General features: G+C 43.1%; 14 protein-coding genes, 1 other RNA gene and 2 pseudogenes. 7 read left to right on the top strand and 10 right to left on the bottom strand.

Annotated features, from left to right (window positions below; all coding sequences use genetic code 11):
• Positions 1 to 2: 2 nt before the first annotated feature.
• A complete protein-coding gene (locus E2K74_RS04765) occupies positions 3 to 3,614 on the bottom strand; it encodes an AAA family ATPase (protein ID WP_151206570.1) in 3,612 nt (1,203 codons plus the stop codon).
• 8 nt (positions 3,615 to 3,622) lie between these two features.
• Positions 3,623 to 4,876 carry an exonuclease SbcCD subunit D C-terminal domain-containing protein gene (locus E2K74_RS04760; RefSeq protein WP_151203751.1) on the bottom strand — a complete coding sequence of 418 codons (1,254 nt, stop codon included), beginning with the start codon at positions 4,874 to 4,876 and terminating at the stop codon, positions 3,623 to 3,625.
• A 618-nt stretch (positions 4,877 to 5,494) separates the two neighbouring features.
• Between E2K74_RS04760 and E2K74_RS04755 the strand changes: the two genes are divergently transcribed.
• Together E2K74_RS04755 and E2K74_RS04750 are read left to right on the top strand one after the other, a co-directional pair.
• Positions 5,495 to 5,944 carry an ABZJ_00895 family protein gene (locus tag E2K74_RS04755; protein ID WP_151203753.1) on the top strand — a complete coding sequence of 150 codons (450 nt, stop codon included), beginning with the start codon at positions 5,495 to 5,497 and terminating at the stop codon, positions 5,942 to 5,944.
• Positions 5,945 to 6,415: 471 nt separating this feature from the next.
• Positions 6,416 to 7,321, top strand: coding sequence for a TIGR01777 family oxidoreductase (locus E2K74_RS04750; RefSeq protein ID WP_151206568.1), 906 nt, complete (start codon positions 6,416 to 6,418; stop codon positions 7,319 to 7,321).
• On the opposite strand, the gene E2K74_RS04745 is transcribed toward E2K74_RS04750, so the two are convergent.
• Together E2K74_RS04745 and hemB are read right to left on the bottom strand one after the other, a co-directional pair.
• A complete protein-coding gene (locus E2K74_RS04745; protein WP_151206566.1) occupies positions 7,310 to 8,434 on the bottom strand; it encodes an NAD(P)/FAD-dependent oxidoreductase in 1,125 nt (374 codons plus the stop codon). The genes E2K74_RS04750 and E2K74_RS04745 overlap by 12 nt on opposite strands.
• Positions 8,435 to 8,453: 19 nt before the next feature.
• On the bottom strand, positions 8,454 to 9,467 hold the full coding sequence (gene hemB, locus E2K74_RS04740) for a porphobilinogen synthase (protein WP_151206564.1): 1,014 nt from the start codon (positions 9,465 to 9,467) through the stop codon (positions 8,454 to 8,456).
• 103 nt (positions 9,468 to 9,570) lie between these two features.
• Between hemB and E2K74_RS04735 the strand changes: the two genes are divergently transcribed.
• Positions 9,571 to 10,068 (top strand): thioesterase family protein, encoded by a 498-nt coding sequence (locus E2K74_RS04735; RefSeq protein ID WP_151204233.1) that lies wholly within the window; start codon positions 9,571 to 9,573, stop codon positions 10,066 to 10,068.
• 264 nt (positions 10,069 to 10,332) lie between these two features.
• Here the strand turns inward: E2K74_RS04735 and glpK are convergent, their stop codons facing one another.
• Complete coding sequence (glpK, locus tag E2K74_RS04730; RefSeq protein WP_151206562.1) at positions 10,333 to 11,817, bottom strand: glycerol kinase GlpK; 1,485 nt, start codon at positions 11,815 to 11,817, stop codon at positions 10,333 to 10,335.
• A gap of 130 nt (positions 11,818 to 11,947) precedes the next feature.
• Here glpK and ssrA point away from each other — a divergent pair.
• The 4 genes and pseudogenes from ssrA to E2K74_RS04710 all read left to right on the top strand — a co-directional run bounded on the left by ssrA (position 11,948) and on the right by E2K74_RS04710 (position 14,908).
• Positions 11,948 to 12,307, top strand: a transfer-messenger RNA (tmRNA) gene (ssrA, locus tag E2K74_RS04725).
• A 180-nt stretch (positions 12,308 to 12,487) separates the two neighbouring features.
• A pseudogene (locus E2K74_RS04720) lies at positions 12,488 to 12,622 on the top strand (Arm DNA-binding domain-containing protein); the annotation flags it as partial.
• Positions 12,623 to 12,690: 68 nt separating this feature from the next.
• Positions 12,691 to 13,617, top strand: a pseudogene (locus tag E2K74_RS04715) (IS5 family transposase).
• 292 nt (positions 13,618 to 13,909) lie between these two features.
• Positions 13,910 to 14,908, top strand: coding sequence for an AraC family transcriptional regulator (locus E2K74_RS04710; RefSeq protein ID WP_151206560.1), 999 nt, complete (start codon positions 13,910 to 13,912; stop codon positions 14,906 to 14,908).
• 64 nt (positions 14,909 to 14,972) lie between these two features.
• On the opposite strand, the gene E2K74_RS04705 is transcribed toward E2K74_RS04710, so the two are convergent.
• The 5 genes from E2K74_RS04705 to antA form a co-directional block, all read right to left on the bottom strand.
• A complete protein-coding gene (locus E2K74_RS04705) occupies positions 14,973 to 16,316 on the bottom strand; it encodes an MFS transporter (RefSeq protein WP_151206559.1) in 1,344 nt (447 codons plus the stop codon).
• Positions 16,317 to 17,122: 806 nt separating this feature from the next.
• Positions 17,123 to 18,043 (bottom strand): catechol 1,2-dioxygenase, encoded by a 921-nt coding sequence (gene catA / locus E2K74_RS04700; RefSeq protein ID WP_151206557.1) that lies wholly within the window; start codon positions 18,041 to 18,043, stop codon positions 17,123 to 17,125.
• 105 nt (positions 18,044 to 18,148) lie between these two features.
• Positions 18,149 to 19,180, bottom strand: coding sequence for an anthranilate 1,2-dioxygenase electron transfer component AntC (antC, locus tag E2K74_RS04695; RefSeq protein ID WP_151206555.1), 1,032 nt, complete (start codon positions 19,178 to 19,180; stop codon positions 18,149 to 18,151).
• 11 nt (positions 19,181 to 19,191) lie between these two features.
• Positions 19,192 to 19,683 (bottom strand): anthranilate 1,2-dioxygenase small subunit, encoded by a 492-nt coding sequence (gene antB, locus E2K74_RS04690; protein ID WP_151206553.1) that lies wholly within the window; start codon positions 19,681 to 19,683, stop codon positions 19,192 to 19,194.
• A gap of 2 nt (positions 19,684 to 19,685) precedes the next feature.
• The gene (gene antA, locus E2K74_RS04685; protein ID WP_151206551.1) at positions 19,686 to 21,101 is read right to left on the bottom strand and encodes an anthranilate 1,2-dioxygenase large subunit; all 1,416 of its coding nucleotides are present in this window, start codon (positions 21,099 to 21,101) and stop codon (positions 19,686 to 19,688) included.
• Between the last annotated feature and the right edge of the window lie 67 nt (positions 21,102 to 21,168).

The following is a 21,168-nucleotide window of genomic DNA, read 5'->3' as shown; positions in this document are numbered from 1 at the left end:
CTTTAACCTATAATCTCGATTGTACTGGCACCGGCACCGACCGGTTTGACCTGAATCTGTACCGGAATGCGTTCATGCATTTCCTGCACATGCGAAATCAGTACCACTTTACGGCCCTGACTCTGCAAATTATCCAGAGCATTCATTACCATGTGCAAGGAGGCCGGATCCAGCGTACCAAAGCCTTCATCAATAAACAGGGATTCCAGTTTCATCGAGCCGGAGGCCATATTGGCAATCGCCAAAGCCAGCGCCAGTGAAACCAGGAAAGTTTCCCCCCCGGATAAAGAGAGCACCGGACGCACTTCGCTGTTCATGTCCAGATCAATAATGGCCAGACTTAAACTGTCCGGAATCCGGTACAGCTGATAACGCGGTGCCAGCGGCTGTAACTGCTGGTTAGCGTATTCCACCAATATATCCAGATGATGCTCCTGGGCAATTTTCTGGAATTTGCTGCCTTCCTTGTGTCCGATCAGGTCATAGATCCGACCCCAGCGGTATTCTTCAGCTTTGACCTGTTCAATCTGATGCTGGTGTCTTTGCAAGGTCACCTGATTATTGGCATGAATCCTTAGCTTGGTATCGACTTCATTAAAGGCATTTTGTTGTTCAGCCTTTTCCTGAGCCAGTTTATTTAAGTGTAGTTCAACTTCTTCAAAGCTCAGTTCAGGCTTGGATTTCAGATGATGCTGATATTGTTCTTCCAGAATCTGCCAGGCCGTTTTGGCATTTTCTACAGTCTGATGCTGTAGCTGTAATTGCTGGCGGATTTGCTGGTGCTGTTGCAGATCAATATTTAGGCACTGCTGGATATGCTCATGATTAAAATCAGGATGCCGACTTTGCCAGTGTTGAATCGCCTGCTGACATTGTTCAATCTGCTGCTGCAGTTGCTGAATCTGGGTGCTGATACTTTGCTTTTTCAATTCAGCCTGTTGCAAGCGCTGCTCATGTTGCTGGGCAGTAAGCTGTTGTGCCCGTAGCTGCTCATCCAGTATGTGTTGCTGCTGTTCCAGATGGTCACGCCATTCCTGTGCCGTGCGATAGCTTTGTCCGGCATGACTGAGAGTCAGGCTATTCAGCTGTTCACGTAATGCTTTACCCTGGTGAAGCGCCTTATCCAGCTTTTGTTGCAACTGCCCATCATGATGCTGATGCAGAATCAACTGATCACGTGCTTTTTCAAGTTGCTGATTGAGGTTTTGAATGTGGGTTTCTAGGGTTTTAAACTCTTGGCATTGCTGCTGGCGCTGTTGCAGTTGCTGAGACAGCTGCTGACAGCTCGAGCCAGTATCCTTGACCCAGGCATTTTGCAGGGACTCGGGCAAATGGGCCAGCACGGGCTGAATCATCTGTTCTAGCTGGAGATACTGTTGCATGCTCAAACGCAGCTGATCCAGTTGTTGCTGCTGCTGACGCCAGCGTTTCCAGTCACCTTGCTGAGTCTGGAGCTGTTGTGCAAGCTGCTGTTGTTCTTGCTGAAGATGAATCGCATGCTGGCCAAGCTGCTGTTGTAGCTGCTCGGTATTCTGGTTTGCATTCACTTGCCAGCCAAAGTGTTGCATCTCTTCATGAAGCTGGAATTTTTGCTGTGCCAGTGTGGTGGTGAGCTGTTGATTGCGCTGCTGTTGTTGCTCAATCAAGGTATGTAATTGAGATTGCTGGATCTGTGCCTGCTGCCATGCATGAGTCTGTTGCTGCAACTTTTCTTGGGCTTCCTGAAGCTGTTGATCATGCAGCTGCTGCAAGGCATTTTCCAGTAACTCCTGATGCTGCACAAAAGGGTGTTCATGACTGCCGCAGACCATACAGGCTTCATCAGGTCTTAGCTGGGTGCGCAATTCCTGCACGCTCTGGGCCTGTAACAGGCGTTGCTGCGCGAGCATCTGTTGCAGTTGTTCAAAGGACTGTTCAGCTTCTTGGCGCTGTTGTTGTAATTGAAGCAGTTCCGTGGTGAGTTGCTTTAAGGTATTTTGATGCTGCTGTAATTGGCTATTCAGTTGCTGGCTTTCAGCCTCAAGTCCAGCCATTTTCTGGGCAGCCTGGATCAGGCTTTCCAGTTTTAACTGTTGGATGCTGGCTTGCTGTTGCTGGCTTTGCAATTGCTGTAATTGCTGTTCGAGCTGCTCCAGATCGGTATAGCGCTGCGTGAATTCTTGCAAATTTTCAGCTAAGCGCTGTTGCTGCTGTTGCAGTTCAGCGGGGCCCGCTTGAAAAACTGCCGGAGACTGCTGCATAAATTTTTCACGCAGTGCCTGATATTCCTGCAAACGTTGCAGGGTGGCCTGCGGCTCATGATCAAAAGCCGCTAAAAACTCCTGTTGTTCGAGTTGTGCCTGAATCTGCTGAGATTGCAGCTGAAGCTGTTGTAACCGTTGTTCGGTCTGGCGGATCTGCTCCTGTACAGGCTGAATCTGCTGGGCTTTATAAGTTTGTTGCTCTGCTGTAAGCTGTTTATACTGCTCACCCACTGACTGTAGCTCATGATCCAGTTTTAATCCCTGATCCAGATAGGGTTTGATCTTTTGAAATTCTTGCTGCTGCTGTTGTTGCTGTTGCTGCAATTGAAGTAGCTTCTGCTGCTGAGTGTCACGTTGCTGCTGAATCGCTGAAAACTCGACAACGACACTGTGCTGCTCGGCCAGAAAATGGCTACGCTGATTGTGGAGCTGTTGTTGCTGGACAAATTGTTCCCGGATCTGCTGAAACTGGTCCAGCTGTTCCAGCAGCTGTTGTTGTGGTGCCATCTTCTGCTCAGCATCCAGCTGAACCATATAAATTTCTTTTTTGGCCTGAATTTCAGTATATAAATAATGCTGCTGACGATGCCATTTTAGATCATTGTCCAGCACTTTTTCACTCTGGTTAAAATGCTCAATCACCTGTTTTAAGGCAGTATGTTGCTGCTCTAAGGTGGCAATATCTGTTTCGGATAATAGCTCCAGATAGCCAATCTGTTTTTCTAGATCAGCCCGTTTCTGTTTAACTTCACTATGTTTTTCAAATGCTTTTTGGCTGACCAGACTGAAAATCTGTGAGTTGGTCAGATATTCCAGTAAATCGGCACGCTCATTATCCTTGGCTTTTAAAAAGGCACCGACTTCAGACTGAGCCAGCAGAACCGCACGGGTAAACTGCTCAAAACTCAAGCCCACCAGTTTTTCAATCAGTGGGGTGCATTCCGAAATTTTCTGGTTTAACACCCGCTGATCATCCAGACAGGTAATGGCCCGTTCTACTTTTAAATTACCATCGACTTTCTGCCGGGCACGACGGATTTCCCAGCGTGCCGTATAGCGTTTCTGATCCAAAGCGATAAATTCAAGCTCGGCAAAACCCTGTACGCAGCCACGGCGCAGAATATTCTTGGTGTCCTTGATGGAGACATCCTGGCCGCCCGCATCTTTCAGGCTACCGGTTGCACCTTTCAGACGCGGAATTTCGTTATATAGTGCCAGACACATGGCATCGAGCAAGGTGGACTTGCCGGAGCCGGTTTTTCCGGTAATGGCAATCAGGCCAGCATAAGCCAGCGGGCTGGATTCAAAATCAATATGATGAGTGCCAGCCAGCGATGCCAGATTATTCAGGCTCAGACGGATAATTTTCATGGCTGATCCTAAGCTTGTTGTTTTTGGGCAAGTTCATGCTGAGCTTCGACCAGCAGCTGCTGAAAATCCTGCTGTACCGAAGGGTCCTGACGATAGCCCATTTTTTCCCAGATATTAAAAAATAGTGATTCCGGCGTTGGAGGCGCCAGATCAATTTTGGAACTATCCGCCGGATCTTCTGCCTGACGCTGATAAACCCGGCTGATCCTGAGCAGACGATAACGATTGACTGGCAGCGCCTGTTCAATCTGCTGACGTAAATCGACTGGCGGCGGAGCATCGGTTGTGTATTCAATTTCCAGAAAATGCCGGGCAGCGAGATGTTCAATTTCACCCGCAGGTAGCGCCTGGATTTTATTCATCAGATTGTCCAGATTTTCCCGGATTCTAAACAGTTCTACCGTACGCGGTACTTGCAGGGCTGCAAACTGAAAGCGCTGTTCAGCCTTTTGCTCGGGATCAATTTTGACCTCAACCACCTGATGCGAATAGTGAATTTCACTAAAAGACAGGGGAATCGGTGAGCCACTATAACGGATATGCGCTTGGCCTACTTTTTGCGGCTTATGCAGATGACCAAGTGCTACATAGTCGATAACTTCATCAAACAGCGCCGTTGAAAGCGCTTCTTCATTGCCCACTATAATCGGGCGTTCAGAATCTGAGGTTTCACCACCTTGCATATGCGCATGTGACATTAAAATCAGTGCCTGATGGGGCGCCTTACGTGCTTTGGCTTCTGCGATCAGCTGTTGATGCAGATAACTAATGGCATTCTGACTGTTATGAGTGTGCTCGTTAATTCCGGTAATTTCAGCGCTGCGTAAATAGGGCAAGGTCAGACACCAGGCCACAATCGTTCGGTTCTGGTCATAAATTGGCACCAGCAGACGGTCCAGATCAAGCTGATTGGTCGAGGTTCGGCCGACAATCCCCACCGCTTTGGCATTAAATTTGGTCAGTAAAGGCTGTACCTGTTCAATCCGGTAACCTGAATCATGGTTACCGGCAATCATCAGGGTTTGCATATGGGGTGCCAGCTCATGCGCATCAGCAAGAAACTGATACAGCTGTCGTTGTGCACTTGAAGCCGGATTGATGACATCAAAAATATCCCCGGCAATCAGCAGGGCATGCGGCTGTTTGATCTTGATTTGTTCAAGTAGCCAGGTCAGAAATTGCGTATGTTCAAATTCACGGTCATGGTTATGGAAGAATTGCCCCAAATGCCAATCAGAAGTATGAAGAAAATGAACTGCCATGTATACCAACCTTTATTTTTGCCTTCCTACTATAGAAAAAAGCGCCAGTAAAAGTCTACTTGAAAAATACTTTCTTGTTTGCTTGTAAGCCGTTGAACTTGGTCGTAGAGCCTGCTGAGTTTGCCTGCCATCGTTGAGACAGCTTTTAAGTATAGGCCGGGTCTCATCTTTATTCAGCTTCAGGTTGTTTTTACTTTCATTCATTGGGGGAGGCCGGTTTGAAAAATTTACCCTTTTAGAGCGGTTTTTATACAAACTAGGCAAAGCAGACTTGAAAAATAAGGACTGATCCTTATGTTAGCTCTTATAAAACAGTCCCTGATTCATCTGGTCAGAGTGACAAAATGCAGCGCCTAAACAATAAAAACCGACGATTCGAGTGATAGTGAAATCGTCGGTCAAAAATTGTGCAGATGAAAATTTTGGCTGCTGTTCAAAATTTCCACCTACACTGAACTTATTGCTTTAGCGAAGTGAACGAAAACTTGTGGATGCCAGTCCAAATTTTCGAACCTTGTACCCTATATAACGTCATGATCTTGGCTGAGGTTGACAATAAAATGAAAAAAAACTTAATTTTTTTTATACTAGCTTGTTAATCGTCTTTGGGTTCTTCTAATGGTGCCGCTAACTCGCTATTTTCTCTGGTTTTTCTTCCTGTGCTTTGTCTTTACCTGTATTTGCGGTGTGCTGGCAGCCTTGATGCCAACCGGCATGGGCGCCATCTTGACCATTGTGCCTTATCTGGTGGCGATGATCTGGGTTCTGTTCAAATTTTTAAAACAGCAGCGCCGTGCGCCCTCTGCAACCGAACGTAAAAAATTTAGCTTGGGCTTCAGTCTGATTTACTGGGGCTATAATCTGGCGTTTTTAATTTTGGGGATTGTGATTGCGACGCGTTCCAATCCGAATGCCTGGCAGGATTTTTTGCTGTATTTGCAACAGCCGCAATTTGTCAGCATTGTCGTGATTATGTTCCTTCTGATCGCCATTCCACTTTATTTGCTGACCTACTGGTTTTATGGCAAACAGGCACAGCGTATGGCAGCTAAAATTTCTGGTTTATAGTTGCCATTCAACCGTTATGTGCAAGAAAACCTTAAATATGTGAGTGGACACGGAGGTCACAGATTACTCAGCATGACAGGACGTCGTGTATAGATAAAAGACTTTGGCTCTCTCAAAATTTGGATCTTGGCTATACACAGCCATTTGCAGAATTTTATGAATAATGAGGTTATCTAAGGTAAATATAAGCTTCTGCAACTCTTATCTTGCTAAACCAGGATGTTTAAAGGGTTAGTAAAATTAAATCTATAAACTAACGCAACTATCAACCAGACCGCGGGCTATTTTAAATATTCAGATGGTTTTAGCGCAAATCTTTATTTAATAAATAAAATGAGCCAAAGAGTAACAGCAGACATGTTCTGGATGGCCTGATTTTTCATTTACTGATCAATATTTTTATACTCGACATTTTGATAGGTGAGCAGCGTATACTCTGAATCATGACAAGAAGAATAGTGCAGAATCGGTATGTATAAACCAGTCGTATTGATGACAGGTGCCAGCGGTTTTATTGGCAGCCATCTGGTAAGATTTTTACTGGTACGGGATTATGCGGTGATCGGTCTGACCCGACAGAAAAACTTGCGCAACGCCCACCCGGATTTTCACTGGGTTCATGATCTGGATGAATTAAAAAACCAGCAGATTGACTATGTGATTAATCTGGCTGGTGAAAGTATTGGTCAGGGTCGCTGGACCACCGCCCGTAAAAAGAAACTGATGGATAGTCGTCTAAAGACCACCCGGCAGCTTTTTGAGCATCTGGAAAAATATCAGATCAAGCCCAAACGGATTATTTCAGCCTCTGCTGTGGGCTACTATGGCATTGATTCTGAAGAGCAGTGGGATAGGGTGTGTACAGAACACAGCCCGGCACAAGACATTTTTATGTCCGAGCTATGTGCCGAATGGGAGCGTTTGGCCTTATCTTATCCTGAGCAGAACACCAAGATTATTCGTCTAGGTGTGGTGTTTGCTAAGGGTGGAGGAATTCTTCCGCAGATGTTATTACCCATCAAACTTAATCTGTTTGGCCGGATTGGTCATGGCCGCCAGCCGGTGACCTGGGTGCATCTTCAGGATGTCATGCGGGCCATCGAATTTTTGATGCAGGAATCGACTCAGCCCCAGATTTTTAACTTGGTGGCTCCAGAAAAAGTCAGTCAGGCTCAATTTGCCCGGATCGCAGCACAGGTGCTGAAGCGTAAACCTTTATTGCCGTTACCAGCTTGCAGCATGAAAATGCTGCTGGGCGAGCAATCCCAACTGATTTTAAATGGACAGTATGTTCAGCCTAAAGCTTTACAGGAGGCTGGTTTTACTTTTAGTTATCCGACTCTGAAAGAGGCGCTACTGGAAGTGTTAAACCGCTAAAGCCTGCGTTTCTAAACGCTGTGCCGGATTATAAGGCTCTGGATCAACAAAAGTCGGCTGTTCCAGCATGAGCTGGGCCAGAAGTTTCCCCGACGCAGCGCCCATACATAGGCCATTACGGAACTGACCGAAATTGATCCAGAGATTGTCCAGATGCGGCATTTTGCCAATATAGGGAATGCCATCGGGTGAGCTGGGCCTTAAACCGGCCCATTGTTTCACCACCGGAAAATCAGCCAGCTCCGGTACCATCTCCAGACAGGCAGCGAAAATATCCTGACGGATTTCGGTTGAAGGGGAGGTATCAAAGCCCACCTGACGCATACTGGAACCGCACAGCACATGACCATCACGGCGTGGGATCAGGTACATGACCTTGTGCATGCACATGCTGGGCAGCCAGTGCTCTGGTGTTTTAAATAGCAACATCTGGCCCTGTACCGGCTGTACCGGAATGTCAAAGCCGAGCTGTTCCGACCAGTAAGCTGACCATGCGCCGGTTGCAATCACAAACTGATCTGCCTGAAAACTCAGTCCATTCTCGCTTGATATCTGTTGAACATGACCTTGCTGTATATCGAGTTGGCTGATTTTACAATGTTCCTGCCAGATCACACGGGGATGCTGCCTCAAATAGCTGATGATCGACTTTAGCAGTCGGGGATTGCGGATATTGGCCAGTTCAGGAAAATAAAGAGCCTGTTTGAACTTCGTCTGATCTACTCTGGGATTGATCTGTCCGAGCTGCCTTTGATCGAGAAGTTGCGCCTGCTGCTGCGGGTCCTGATATTGCTCGGCATAACGTAAACCGATTTCAAAATCGGACTCATCAAAAATCAGCATGCCCGTGTTATGAATCTGAAAATCAATTCCGCTTGTCGGTTGCAGTTTTTGATTCCAGGCCTGATACAGCGGTTTGGCATGGCGAGCCAGAGTGTTGACGGCATTTGGGTAACGCCAGGGATACATGGGGGAGAGAATGCCGCCTCCGGCCCAGGACGCTGCCTGTCCGGCGGCCTGTTGATCCAAAATCGTGATCGAACATCCCTGTTCCAGCAGTTCCAGTGCGGACATTAATCCGGTAATACCCGCACCGATAATGGCGATATGCATTGCGCCAGGGTCCTTATGTTTATTTCATCTCTTTCAGTTTAACAGCTGCTTCTTCAGCAAAATAAGTCCAGATACCATCTGCACCGGCACGACGACAGCACATCAAAGATTCCAGAATCACGCTGTCAGATAACCAGCCATTCTGGATTGCAGCGGCCAGCATGGCATATTCGCCACTGACCTGATAGATAAAGGTCGGCAGACCAAAGGTGTGTTTGACTTCACGAACGATATCCAGATACGGCATGCCAGGTTTGACAATCACCATGTCTGCACCTTCCTGAATATCCAGCGCAATTTCATGCAGGGCTTCAGCGCGGTTGCCAACATCCATCTGGTAATTGTATTTATTGCCGCCTTTCAGGTTGCTGGCAGAACCGACTGCATCACGGAACGGGCCATAGAAGCTCGACGCATATTTGGCTGAATAGGCCATAATAGCAGTATAAATATGACCTTGTTGTTCGAGAGCCTGACGGATCGCGCCAATACGACCATCCATCATGTCGCTCGGGGCTACGATGTCGGCGCCTGCTTCTGCATGACTCAGAGCCTGTTTAATCAGGGCCTCGACTGTTTCATCATTTAATACATAGCCAGTTTCATCAATGATGCCATCTTGACCATGGGTAGTATAAGGGTCCAGCGCGCCGTCGGTAATCAATACCAGTTCCGGCAATTCTTTTTTTAACAGACGTACGGTGGTTTGTACCAGCCCATCTTCACGCCAGGCTGCTTCTGCAAGCAGGCTTTTATCTTCTTGCGGCGTTACTGGGAACAGCGCCAGTTTATTCACACCCAGTTCCAGCAAGCGTTCCGCTTTTTTTAGCAACAAGTCAGCAGACAGGCGCTGCACATTGGGCATACTTGGAATGTCTTGCGTCTGGTCTTGTCCTGGCAGTACAAAGACTGGATAAATCAGGTGGTCAGCACTGAGATGCGTTTCACGTACCATAGAACGTAAATGCTCATTTTTACGAATACGACGCATGCGAGTTGCAGGAAATGCGGGACGATTGAACGTATAGGTCATAAAAATCTCAGCAATCAGTATTAAACTAGGCTGCTATTGTAGCCCTATCTGAAATTTTTGGGCATAAATTAGCGGTTTTATTGTGGTGGCTTCGGACAGACTTATGACTAAGACAGAGAAAAACTGGACAGGTAGTATACATTTAGGAGCAAAGGTGGATATTGATGTGGTTTTAAATCAGTTGGTACATGCTTTTAATGCCTCTCCTTTTTTTAAGCATAATGGTATGACCATGCGGATCGTCGATGGTCAGATTGAAGCTTATATTGAGATGCAGGACTTTATGATTGGTAATGTGGCCTTCCAGATTCTGCATGGTGGTCTGGCAGCCACGGTACTCGATAGTATTGGCGGAATTGTGGCCATGGGAGAGCTATATAAAAAGGCAGGACCGGAGACCATTGCCGAGACCATTAAAAAAGTATCACGACTGGCAACAGTGGATATGCGGGTAGACTATCTGGCACCGGGACGCGGGAAATATTTTATTGCCCGTGCAGAAACCTTAAGATTGGGGCGTAAGGGCTGTACCATGCGTATGACTATGGTCAATAACGAAGACAAGCCGATTGCTACAGCTATTGCCTCTTATGCATATTAATCCATCTGGCAGCTCAAGGTTGGCTATGAGCTGAGTATATAAGCACCTTTCTAAGCAGAGGTGCTTATAGATTTAACTTTTCAGCTTACATTGTTCTATCGGGGATTGTTATCAAGATGTACCATCATTCATGGCCGCAAAAAATAACAAGCCAGTAAAACTCATTTTGAACTCTCCCCAGGTGTTGATCTCAGCGCAATATAAAGTAGTAAGTAAGAAAATATTCAATAGAAAACCGGTAGTAGACAGCGGTTTTTATCAGGCTTATAAATCTGACTTTGCCCGCTTTAAGGCATTTTGCCATTTGGCTAAATGTGCTGCACGTTTGTCATCCTGCATTTTGGGTTCAAAGGCCCGGTCGAGTTGCCATGACTGTGCAATTTCATCAAAGCTTGCAAATACGCCAGATTTTAAGCCCGCCATTGCTGCGGCACCCCAAGCGGTAGACTCCAGCATTTTCGGACGTAATACCGGTACATTTAGCAGGTCTGCCTGAAACTGCATCAGCATGTCATTACCACTGGCACCGCCATCAACGCGTAATTCTTTTAAGGGATGGCTAATATCCGATTGCATTGCGGTCAATACATCTGAAACTTGAAAGGCAATTGACTCTAACGCGGCACGGGCAATATGGGCTTTATGGGTGCCGCGTGACATACCACAGAGCAGGGCGCGGGCTTCGCTATCCCAGTGCGGTGCACCGAGTCCGGTAAAGGCAGGCACTAGAACTACTCCATCTGTATCAACGACTGTACTGGCGAGCTTTTCGACATCACTGCTTTTTTGGATAATACCGAGACCATCACGCAGCCACTGTACTACTGCGCCAGCCATAAATACACTGCCTTCTAGTGCATAGGTCGTTTTGTCCTGTGCCTGCCAGGCGAGAGTAGAAAGGAGCTTATTTTGACTGAACTGAATATCATGGCCGGTATTGAAGAGCATAAAACAGCCAGTACCGTAGGTGTTTTTGGCAGTACCAGGCTCAAAACATGACTGTCCAAACAGGGCTGATTGCTGGTCACCTAAAATTCCGGTGATGGGGATAGTCGCACCGAGTAAACCGGGTGCAGTATCTGCAATATAGCAATCGGAACTCACAATTCTTGGCAGGATAGAGGCCGGAATATTAAAATGTTCTAATAACTCTTCGTCCCAGCTCTGATTGCGCAAGTTCATCAGCATGGTACGGGATGCATTACTGGCTTCAATAATATGCTCGGCACCTTGGGTCAGGTTCCAGATTAACCAGCTATCAATGGTGCCAAAAGCCACATGCCCCTGCTCAGCTAGGGCGCGCAATCCATCAATATTTGCCAGTAGCCAAACCAGTTTGCCAGCACTAAAATAAGGATCTATACGTAATCCGGTTTTTTGTTGTACCTGATCCATAAGGCCTTGCTGGATCAGCTGATTACACCAATCGGTTGCCCGGCGATCCTGCCAGATAATGGCGGGTGCCAAGGGTTTACCATTACGGCGATCCCATACCACTGTGGTTTCACGCTGATTGGTCAGTCCAATGGCTTTAATATCTTTGGCCAGAATGCGCGCTGTAGCCAGTGCCTGCTGGACGACTGCAATTTGGGAGCTCCAGATTTCCTGTGCATCCTGTTCGACCCAGCCTGAATATGGCGTCTGGATATGGGTCTCGCGTTGAGCCGTTGCCTGAACCTGTCCATGTTCATTAAAAATGATCGCACGACTTGAAGTCGTTCCCTGATCAAGGGCCAATAAATAGCTCATGAATGTTTCTTTTAGAGGACTTGAAAAACAAAATATTAGCGCAATTATTAAATTAAGGCACATCAAAGTGTAATTGTTTGAAAAATGGCATCGCAATTCTTCACAGTTATGCTATGATGAATCGTACTTTGGGGGTGTTTCTGGCTTCGACGCTGGTGATGAAACTCATAGATGCATGTCGAGAGCGCATTTTCTCTCGTAAATCAAATTTGCATTTTAATAGTCGCAAACGACGAATCATACGCTCTAGCTGCCTAAGGGCAGCTTGTCCGCATCTCTGAATACTTGTGGTTAGAGATCCCGACTGAAGCGCAAGCACACAAGTCCGTATAAAACCAAGCCTCGGGGTTTTGTACTAAATTAAGAGGATCGCGATTTGTACCCTGTTCGTCGGGTCACAAAGAGTTAAAACAATAGACGATATCTAAGCATGTAGTATTCTCGAGCGTAGTGCTGGCGGACGCGGGTTCAACTCCCGCCACCTCCACCAAAATTCAAAACAAAACATGGCGAAACATGCCAAGTTTAAAGCGAAAAGGCTTGATTCTAAAAGGATTAAGCCTTTTTTCTTGCCTGAACATAACTAAATATAACTATCTATAGTGTACATGCACGGTGTACACTGCCTTGTACATTGCATATTTTATTGAACTCACGGGTGTACAAGCTCATGAAAAGAACCGACATAAAACGCAGGCCGCTATCAGATACCGTATTAGCTAACCTAGAACCTGAGTCAAAAGAGTATCGGGAACTGGACGGCGAAGGCTTATATTTTCGTGTGAAGCCTGATGGCAAAAAAGCATAGCTGTTCAGATAGGCTTTGTTGCACAAACCTATTGATGACGGCTTATTCAGCAATATAATTTCCAAATGAATAAGCCCATATCTAAAGTCTACCGTACAACGAATTGTCCCTCTTACAATACAGCCCTGATCAATCAAGGAAACCTATCAATTTGGTTTGATCTCACTACTCAATGGTATGCTCAACCACAAGGTAAACACGGACGAAATCAAACCTATTGTGATGCAGCTATACAATGCTGCTCATGATCAAATCTCTATTTCGACTCTCTTTACGCATGGTCACAGGTTTTGTTCAGAGCGTCATTAGACTCTGTAAATTAGAGGGGACAGCGCCAGATTATTCCATGCTTTGTAGAAGACAAAAGCATATTGATATTTCGATTCGCTACCAGAAAAGTAATGATGGAGTTCATCTAATCGTTGGCTCTACTGGCTTGAGGTTTTTAAGTGAGAGTGAATGAAAGCGTAAGAAGCATCAGCCTGAATATCACCGCTCATGGCTTAAGCTTCATCTTGGTATGAATGCTAAAACACTGCAAATAGATACCAGTTCATCCCGAACGATATCAGCGATTCACAGGTACTCTGTGATTGACTGGATCAAATCCCATTTGATGAAGGCATAGATTCTATCTATCCCAATAGAGCTTATGACATTAAATACTGCCGATAGCTCATTTAAGATCATCAAGCACCTGCCATAATTCCACCAAGACAAATGCAAAACTACAGAAAGACAAAAAATAAGGATCTTTAGATAGAAATGAATTATTGAAAATTTGTAAATTCTTAGGAAGAATGATTGGGGAAAAGTGGTCTGGGTATCATCGACGTAGTTTGGTAGAAACCAAAATGTATGGCATAAAATGATAGGGAGATAAGCTAAGTGCTAAGAACTTCGGTAGTTAAATCAAGGAGATTCACGCACGTATAGCCATCTTAAATAAATTTACAGAATTAGGCCAACCTCACACCCCAATTGTCACTTAAATTTGAGTGCCCCAGAAGAACTCTATCTTTCTATGCTTTATGTAACAAAGCCCGTTGTGGGTATAAATAAATATCCAGAAGGTATAGAAGTTATTCTTTTTTTAAAATAATAGGCTTTATAACTTTGATTGTGAATATTATATTTATTTTCAATTTAGCATTAAATAAATTTGTAAACTAAAGAATATTCGATACGAATTTTAATCATTCAAATATAGAATTGATCTATTCAAATAGTGTGTCTAGCTGATATATTGGAAAAATATTATAAATTTTAGCTAGGTGAAAAGGAATGCACTCACTAAGCCAACAGGATATTGAATTAAAGCATTATTCGAAAAAAGCCGACTTTGCTCAAGATCTTATGTCTACCATCTGTGGCGAACATCGCTTAGATACCAGTTATCGAAATACTTTAGATTTTCATTATGATGGCATGCGCTTGCCAAGTAAGCGAATGACGATTGGCACCATTTCCTATGGTGCAAATGTGGCAATCAATACCTCCCATCTCAGAGCTTATAGTATTAGCCTGCCTCTGTGTGGTAAACAGATTTTAAATATGAGGGGAGAACAATATTATTCAGACGAAAAAACTGGACTTATTATCTCAAATGCCCAGTTGCAAGATCTTACAATTGATAAAAATTGTAAAAAACTTCAAGTCGTCATTCCTGAAAGAAGTTTACATCTTGTATTAGCAGATATTCTTAAGCAACCTGTTGAAAAGTCTGTTATTTTTAGCCCAAGAATGCATTTTGATTCGCAGCAACTTACGACTTTGTGGTGGAAAAATATACAGGATTTTTTAAACTCAAAATCTCAGTATATTAATTCTCATGGATTGTCTTTGCTTGCTGAAGACTATGAAAACTTTATCATTAAAACCTTGTTGCTATTTCAAGAAAATAATTATTCAGAACAGCTTAGACAAGTATCGAATCAACAACAGCCTGCTTATATTCAAAAAGTACATAAATTTATAATTACTCATGCATGTGAGGAAATTAGTGTCGATACTTTGCAACAATTAGCAGGAGTTTCGAAGTCAAAATTATATGAAGAATTTCACACCTATTATGGAACAAGCCCTTTGGCTTATCTAAAAAAATATCGCTTACAACAAATTTATAAATCTTTATGTACGCCGAGTGTTGATAAAAGAATCTCTATTTCACAATTGGCTTTTAAATGGGGATTTAATCATTTAAGTCGATTCTCTCAAGATTATCGTGAGGAGTTTGGAGAAAAGCCAAGTGATACTAAAAACAAATTTAAAGAGCTTCATTAAAAGACTAAAAATGTAAAGATTAAAAGCCAGATTTAAATCTGGCTTTTAATGCTCTTATAATAATTTAAGCTATTTCTTTAATTTCAGCTTGTTCTGAGTATTTTGATTTCTCACTTAGGACTTTTAGGCTTAAAGCAATAAAAGAAATAAATGTAGGAATTGCAAGGATGTAGAATAAACCACTCAGGCTCAGATCAAATGTGAAAATTAAGGATCCGAAGAAAGCACCTAGAATTGCTCCAATTCGACCAATGCCATGCATCCATGATACCCCTACAGCTCGACAGGTTGAAGGATAGGAAATAGCTGCTAAAGGTAGTAAGGAGGATTGAGCACCAGTAAGCAAGGCACCAATTAAGAATATGGTAACTCCAAATAAAAATATGTCTGAACTTATGAAGCCAGCTACAATAAATAAGCCAAAAGCAATCAGATAAGAGTATCGAATAACTGTATTCGGATTGGTCTTATCCATATACCAGCCCATAATTATAGCGCCAATGACTCCACCAAAAGGAAATATAGCGGCAATTAAACTGAATTGCTGAGTGGTAAAACCTGCTGTTTTTAAAATAACTGGCATCCAACTGGTTAAAAGATAAAAAACTAGTAAGCTCATAAAGCAGCAAAGCCATAACATACTTGAACTTACTAAATATTTACTTAAAACTTGTTTAACAGGATTTTGAGTAGACTGTACTTCAGTGTAAGCCAGTCTAATTGTGATTCTATCGGGAAAAGGCTTTCCTTGAATCATCTCTAAAATATGCTGAGCTTTTGAAGGTTGATTGTTTTTGATTAAATATTGTGGTGATTCTGGTAATTTGGCTAGTAGTATAATTACCAGAATAAGGGGAACAATCCCACCAATAATAATGACTTTAGCCCAGCCTAAATTCTCTAATAAATAAGCAGATAGAAGGCCACCACAAGAAATTCCCAGCATGAATCCACAACCCGCCAATCCGGTTAAAAATGCTTTACGTTTTGCAGGCATATATTCTGAAACAATTGTACTGATATTTGGCATGGCTGCACCTAAGCCGATACCAGTAATGAACCGGTAAATCATCAATTCTTGTGTTGACGTGGCAAATCCGCATAAAACTGTAAATGCACCAAAAAGTAATGTGGTGAAAGTAATAACTTTTTTCCGCCCAAATTTATCAGCAAGAGGGCCAGACAGAATAGCGCCAATCGACATACCGACTAGAGCGGCACTCAATACTGGTGCAAGTTGGGGTTTGCTTATCCCCCAATCATCTAATAATGCAGGTGCAATAAAACCAATAATACCAGTGTCTAAGCCATCGCAAAAAAATACTAAAAAGCCTAGTGTAAATACGAGCCATTGTAATGGTGATAATTTTTCACGGTCTATCACCGTATTAAGATCAATTGTTTTCATCTTTATTCCTTTAAAGTTTTTAGAATTCTTTACTGTAATTTACAAAAAAGTTTCTTTTTGAAATCAGTGCTATATTTAACGTCATAATCAATTCAAAGATAGTGCACAGCTAAACCTTTGAGATAGTGCATGTTGAAATGTATAGCTTCAAATAAAATTAGCTTTACTTGCTTTATTTTCGTGACCATCAACAGCCTTAAAGGTATTACCGAATCGTATTCAGTCCTAGAATATAATCTTTAAAATTTTAGCTATAGATAAAATGATAAGACTTTTCATCATCAGCTTATATCACTTAAAATACTGAATAATATAAATGATTTTTTGATCTTACTGTTGGTCTTTGCTGATCTGTCATCCCATACCTTCCTTAGAGAAATTGATTCTTGCTTGCTATATTCCATTCACTTGAAATTTTTTTTCAGAGTATTGATTGAACGCTTTTTGATTCTTTTAAACTATCCAGAAATTCCTAAACACCATCCATTTTTTCCAAATTAGATAAATGGGATATTTAGTTAAATAGCTCAAAAATGATATGTGAAGGAAATATTTTACAAAGAGACGATTGTGCTAAAGGACTAGAGGTTTTTTAGGAATAAATTATCTCTTTTAATAAAATAGGATTGGAGATAATAGATACATCAGTTTTTTAGAGAACAGTACAATAATTAAGGATAAAAAATATTTATTTTGAAGTGAGAAGATTAGAAAAATGGGAAATGAGATAATTCAATTTAGCTTAATTTAGAACTCCCCACTTGAATCAAGATTAAAACTCAGTTCAAGTGGAGAGTAAAAGAGCACTATGCACATAAGCGACGACGTTCAACTTCTGCGGAAGGCGCTGAAACACTGTCTTTGGCCAGAGAGATATTAAATGTAATATGTTTAAACGGTCTATCTACGCCATAACGTTTAATTTCGCTTGAATCGGTAACATCTACTGCTGTTGCGACTAAACCATCACGTGTTGCGAAAGCAAAGTCATCCCATAAATATTGATCACCTTCAATATTGAACTGGGTGGTCAGCTTACGGAATCCAGGTGCAGATACAAAATAGTGCACATGAGAAGGGCGATTGCCATGACGGCCTAACTTGTTCAGCAAAGCCTGTGTAGTACCTTCTGGAGGACAACCATAACCGATCGGCATTGTAGTTAATGCTACATATTTTCCTTTATCATTGGTAAAAATCGTACGACGTAAATTGAATTCTGATTGAGCTTTATCGAAGAATGAATAATTTCCTAAACTGTTTGCATGCCATATTTCGACTTTGGCGTTTTCAATCGGGTTGCCTTCTGTATCAGTTACTGTCCCTTCAATAATAAGAGTATCAATTTTATTAGACTCAGAGCCATCATCCATACGTGCAAAACCTACCGACTCAGGCGCACCTGCTACATATAGAGGACCTTCAATGGTGCGTGGCGTGCCTCCAGTGATACCTGCTTTTAAGTCGATTTCATCAGCTCGCAAGTCTAAAAAATGCTCTAGTCCCAAGCCTGCTGCGAGTAAGCCCAGTTCATTAGCTTGTCCTGCATCAGTTAAATATTCTAAGCCTTTCCACACTTCAGAAGGTTGAATATCGAGCTCTTCAATGGCCTGAAAAAGATCTGTGACTAAACGTACAATAATTTCCTGTACACGTGTATCCACAGGTCCAGTGGCACTGTCTACATTCATTTGCTTGACCAGATCACTAATTTGTTTGCGTTCCATGCTACTTTCCTTAAGTGGGTATTTTAGATTTATTTAAAACTGCTGATTTCATGCTGCATTGATTCAGCACTACAAAAGTTAAGCCTTTATCTACAAAGCTTGTTGTTAAAGGCGACTGGTATTGCTTTGCAAGAATTTTTCACTATAAAGGCGGTAGTTCTGTAAGGCTTGATCCTCCAGCCAGTCTTTGACCGCTTCAATCATTGGTGGCGGGCCACACAGATACATATCAAATGCTTGCTCTGCAAGCTGGTCTTTATTTAAATGGTCCTGAATATAACCCGTTTTACCGGTCCAATTATCTGAAGCCTTACTAATGATTGGTTGATACTTAAAATTAGGCATCCGTTCGGTATAGGCATGTAAGCGTTGCTGTTCACACAAGTCGGCTTCTTGGTTCACGCCATAATAAAGATGTACATCTGGGGCATTAGGCTGTTCAACGATATTATCCAGCATGCCTAAAAAGGCAGATAATCCCGTACCACCAGCAATAAACACCAAGGGGCGCTCGATTTCACGTAAGTAGAAACTACCTAAAGGAGCTTCCATATAAATGGTCTGTCCGACTTTACAGTATTCACGTAAGTAATTACTCATCACACCGTTTGGCAGCAAACGAATTAAAAATTGCAGCTGATTGGTGGCATTAGGCCGGTTGGCAAAAGAATACGAACGCCAGTCCTCAGAATTTGGAATTTGCAGACGTGCATATTGACCGGGTAAAAAGTGCAAAGGTTGTTTATAACTGCTGGCATCGACATGCAAAATGGCCGTGGTTTCAGAAACTAGTTCTACAGCAGTCACTGTGGTGGCAGTTTTTAAAGACTCGCCGGCATTACAAAGATTTGAATTATGATCGAAATAAAATGCAGCATTGGATTTCACTCGGGTTTGGCATGCCAATATTTTACGCTCTGCCAAATCACGTTCACTGAGTGCCTCTTCATCGACATATTCCTGTTCGTAAGCCCCACTTTCGCACTGGCCCTGACAGGTTCCACATACCCCTTCACGACAATCTAAAGGCAGGGTAATTCCTTGACGAATGGCTGCATTGAGCAGCAATTCGTCATTATGTACAGAAATGAAAAAAGTTTTACCATCAGCGAAATTGAGCGCCACTGAATGAGTCATACTATTGATCCTTAAACATGATAAAAGTCTAAGACCGAGTCAATTTTGTCATTCAGTAATACTGTATGTTGACGACGGATGCGGAAGCTCTCTTCAGCTTTGCGTAAGGTATACGTGGCATGACCATAAAAACTACCTTCTAAACCTTGACGGTTATACAGGGTGTGCCATGCTACTTTTGCTTCAATTAAGCCATCATCCAGTTCTTTGACCCGAACATTTTTAATCATGTGTAAGGTGCGGGGTAAAGGAGTGGCAGAGGCTGCCTTACCGGTACGGATACGAAAAATTCGGTCTTCTAGGCCTGTACGGTCTTCATAATAAATATAGGACAAGCCCTGATTCGGATCCTGGACGTAGTTATGGTCATCAATCCACTGCGGAATATGGTATTCACTATCCTCATCATATAGATCAAGATAAGCATCCCAATCATAGGTGTCACAGAGTTCGGCTTTTTTGATTAAAAACTGAGAAACAGCAAAGTTAAGTTCAGCAGTCATGATTACACCTCGTCCTTGATAGTGTGTTGCTCAAAAGTCACATCTTGCATTTTTAACGCTTTTTTATTTAGGCCATTGAGCATTAAACGTTGCCATTGACCGTGTTGATTAACGTATAAGCCTTCATGGGTGAATTCACGTCCAGTAATGACTGGCTTAATATTTAAATCTTGAGCATTTTGGGTAATGCCATATTCCCAAGTATGATGACCGCGAGAAATATCGCTCCAGCGTTCAAGTCGAGCTTGAAAGCCTTTTTGTTGTTCACGGAATTCCACAAGGTCATCTGGTGTACCTAGACCTGACACGTTAAAAAAGTCTTCAAACTGGCGGATACGGTTACGGCGTGCTTCGGCAGATTCACCCTTAACCCCCATACACTGGCTAATCACTTCGGTTTTGTTCCATGCTACAGGACGGATAATACGTAACTGTGAACTGATTTGATCCATAAAGAACAGACTAGGGTACAAATTCAGATTTCTTAAACGATGCATGGCCCATTCGGCACGTTTTTTTCCATATTTTTCTAAAAGGTATGGCATTACAGTGTCATAACCTGGACGGACTGTTGGATTGGGCATATCACTGAACAATACACTATGACCATTTTTAAAGCTGAACCAGCCATCATCAGTTGCAGAGTCACCTGCACCTAATTTGCTGTAATCTAAGGTATCTAAGTCAGCTCCTTTTTCGAGATTGACTTGCTGACGATGCTGAACAGTCGATACATAGTTATAGTGCACCGTACTGACGTGATAACCATCTAGGCCATTTTCGTTTTGGAGTTTCCAGTTGCCTGCAAAAGTATAAGCTGATTTACCTTGTAATACTTCAAGTTCACCCGTTGGTGACTGCTCAACCATTAAATCAAGAAAGACCTTGGCATCGCCCAAAAAATCTTCTAAAGAATCCGTCGCCTGGCTATCTAAACTGACAAATACGAAACCACGATAACTGGCAATACGGCCTTGTTTAAGACCACGTGTGGTTTTATCAAAGTGTTCGCAATATTCGCCTGGCGCCTTAACTTTAATTAAGCGACCATCAGATTTATAGGTCCAAGCATGGAAAGGACAGGTAAATGTGGCCTGGTTTCCTTTACTGACACGTGTCAAGGTGGCGCCGCGGTGTTCACACGCATTGACCATGGCATGAAGTTCACCATTACTATCGCGGCTAATAATCAGGGGTTGACGGCCAATTTGAACCGTCACAAAATCATTGTTGTTCGGAATTTCACTTTCATGACAGGCATAAATCCAGACTTTTTCAAAGATCTGCTCCATCTCCAAGTCAAACAGTTCAGCTTCAGTGAACATTTCTCGAGCAATGCGGAACACACCATCGTGTGGACGAAAATCAATACAGTTCTTAATGAAGTCTTGCCATTCAGTAATGCTGCGTGAGGTCATTGTTATATCCTCTAGTCCATTAGGGTATTTCCTTCATTGAAGCGAAATTCATCCTATGCAGCTATCC

The sequence above is a fragment of the Acinetobacter sp. RF15B genome (assembly GCF_007558235.1).
Lineage (GTDB): Bacteria > Pseudomonadota > Gammaproteobacteria > Pseudomonadales > Moraxellaceae > Acinetobacter > Acinetobacter lwoffii_C.
The sequence above is the reverse complement of the archived record's forward strand: the minus strand, read 5'-3'. Positions and strand labels throughout refer to the sequence as shown.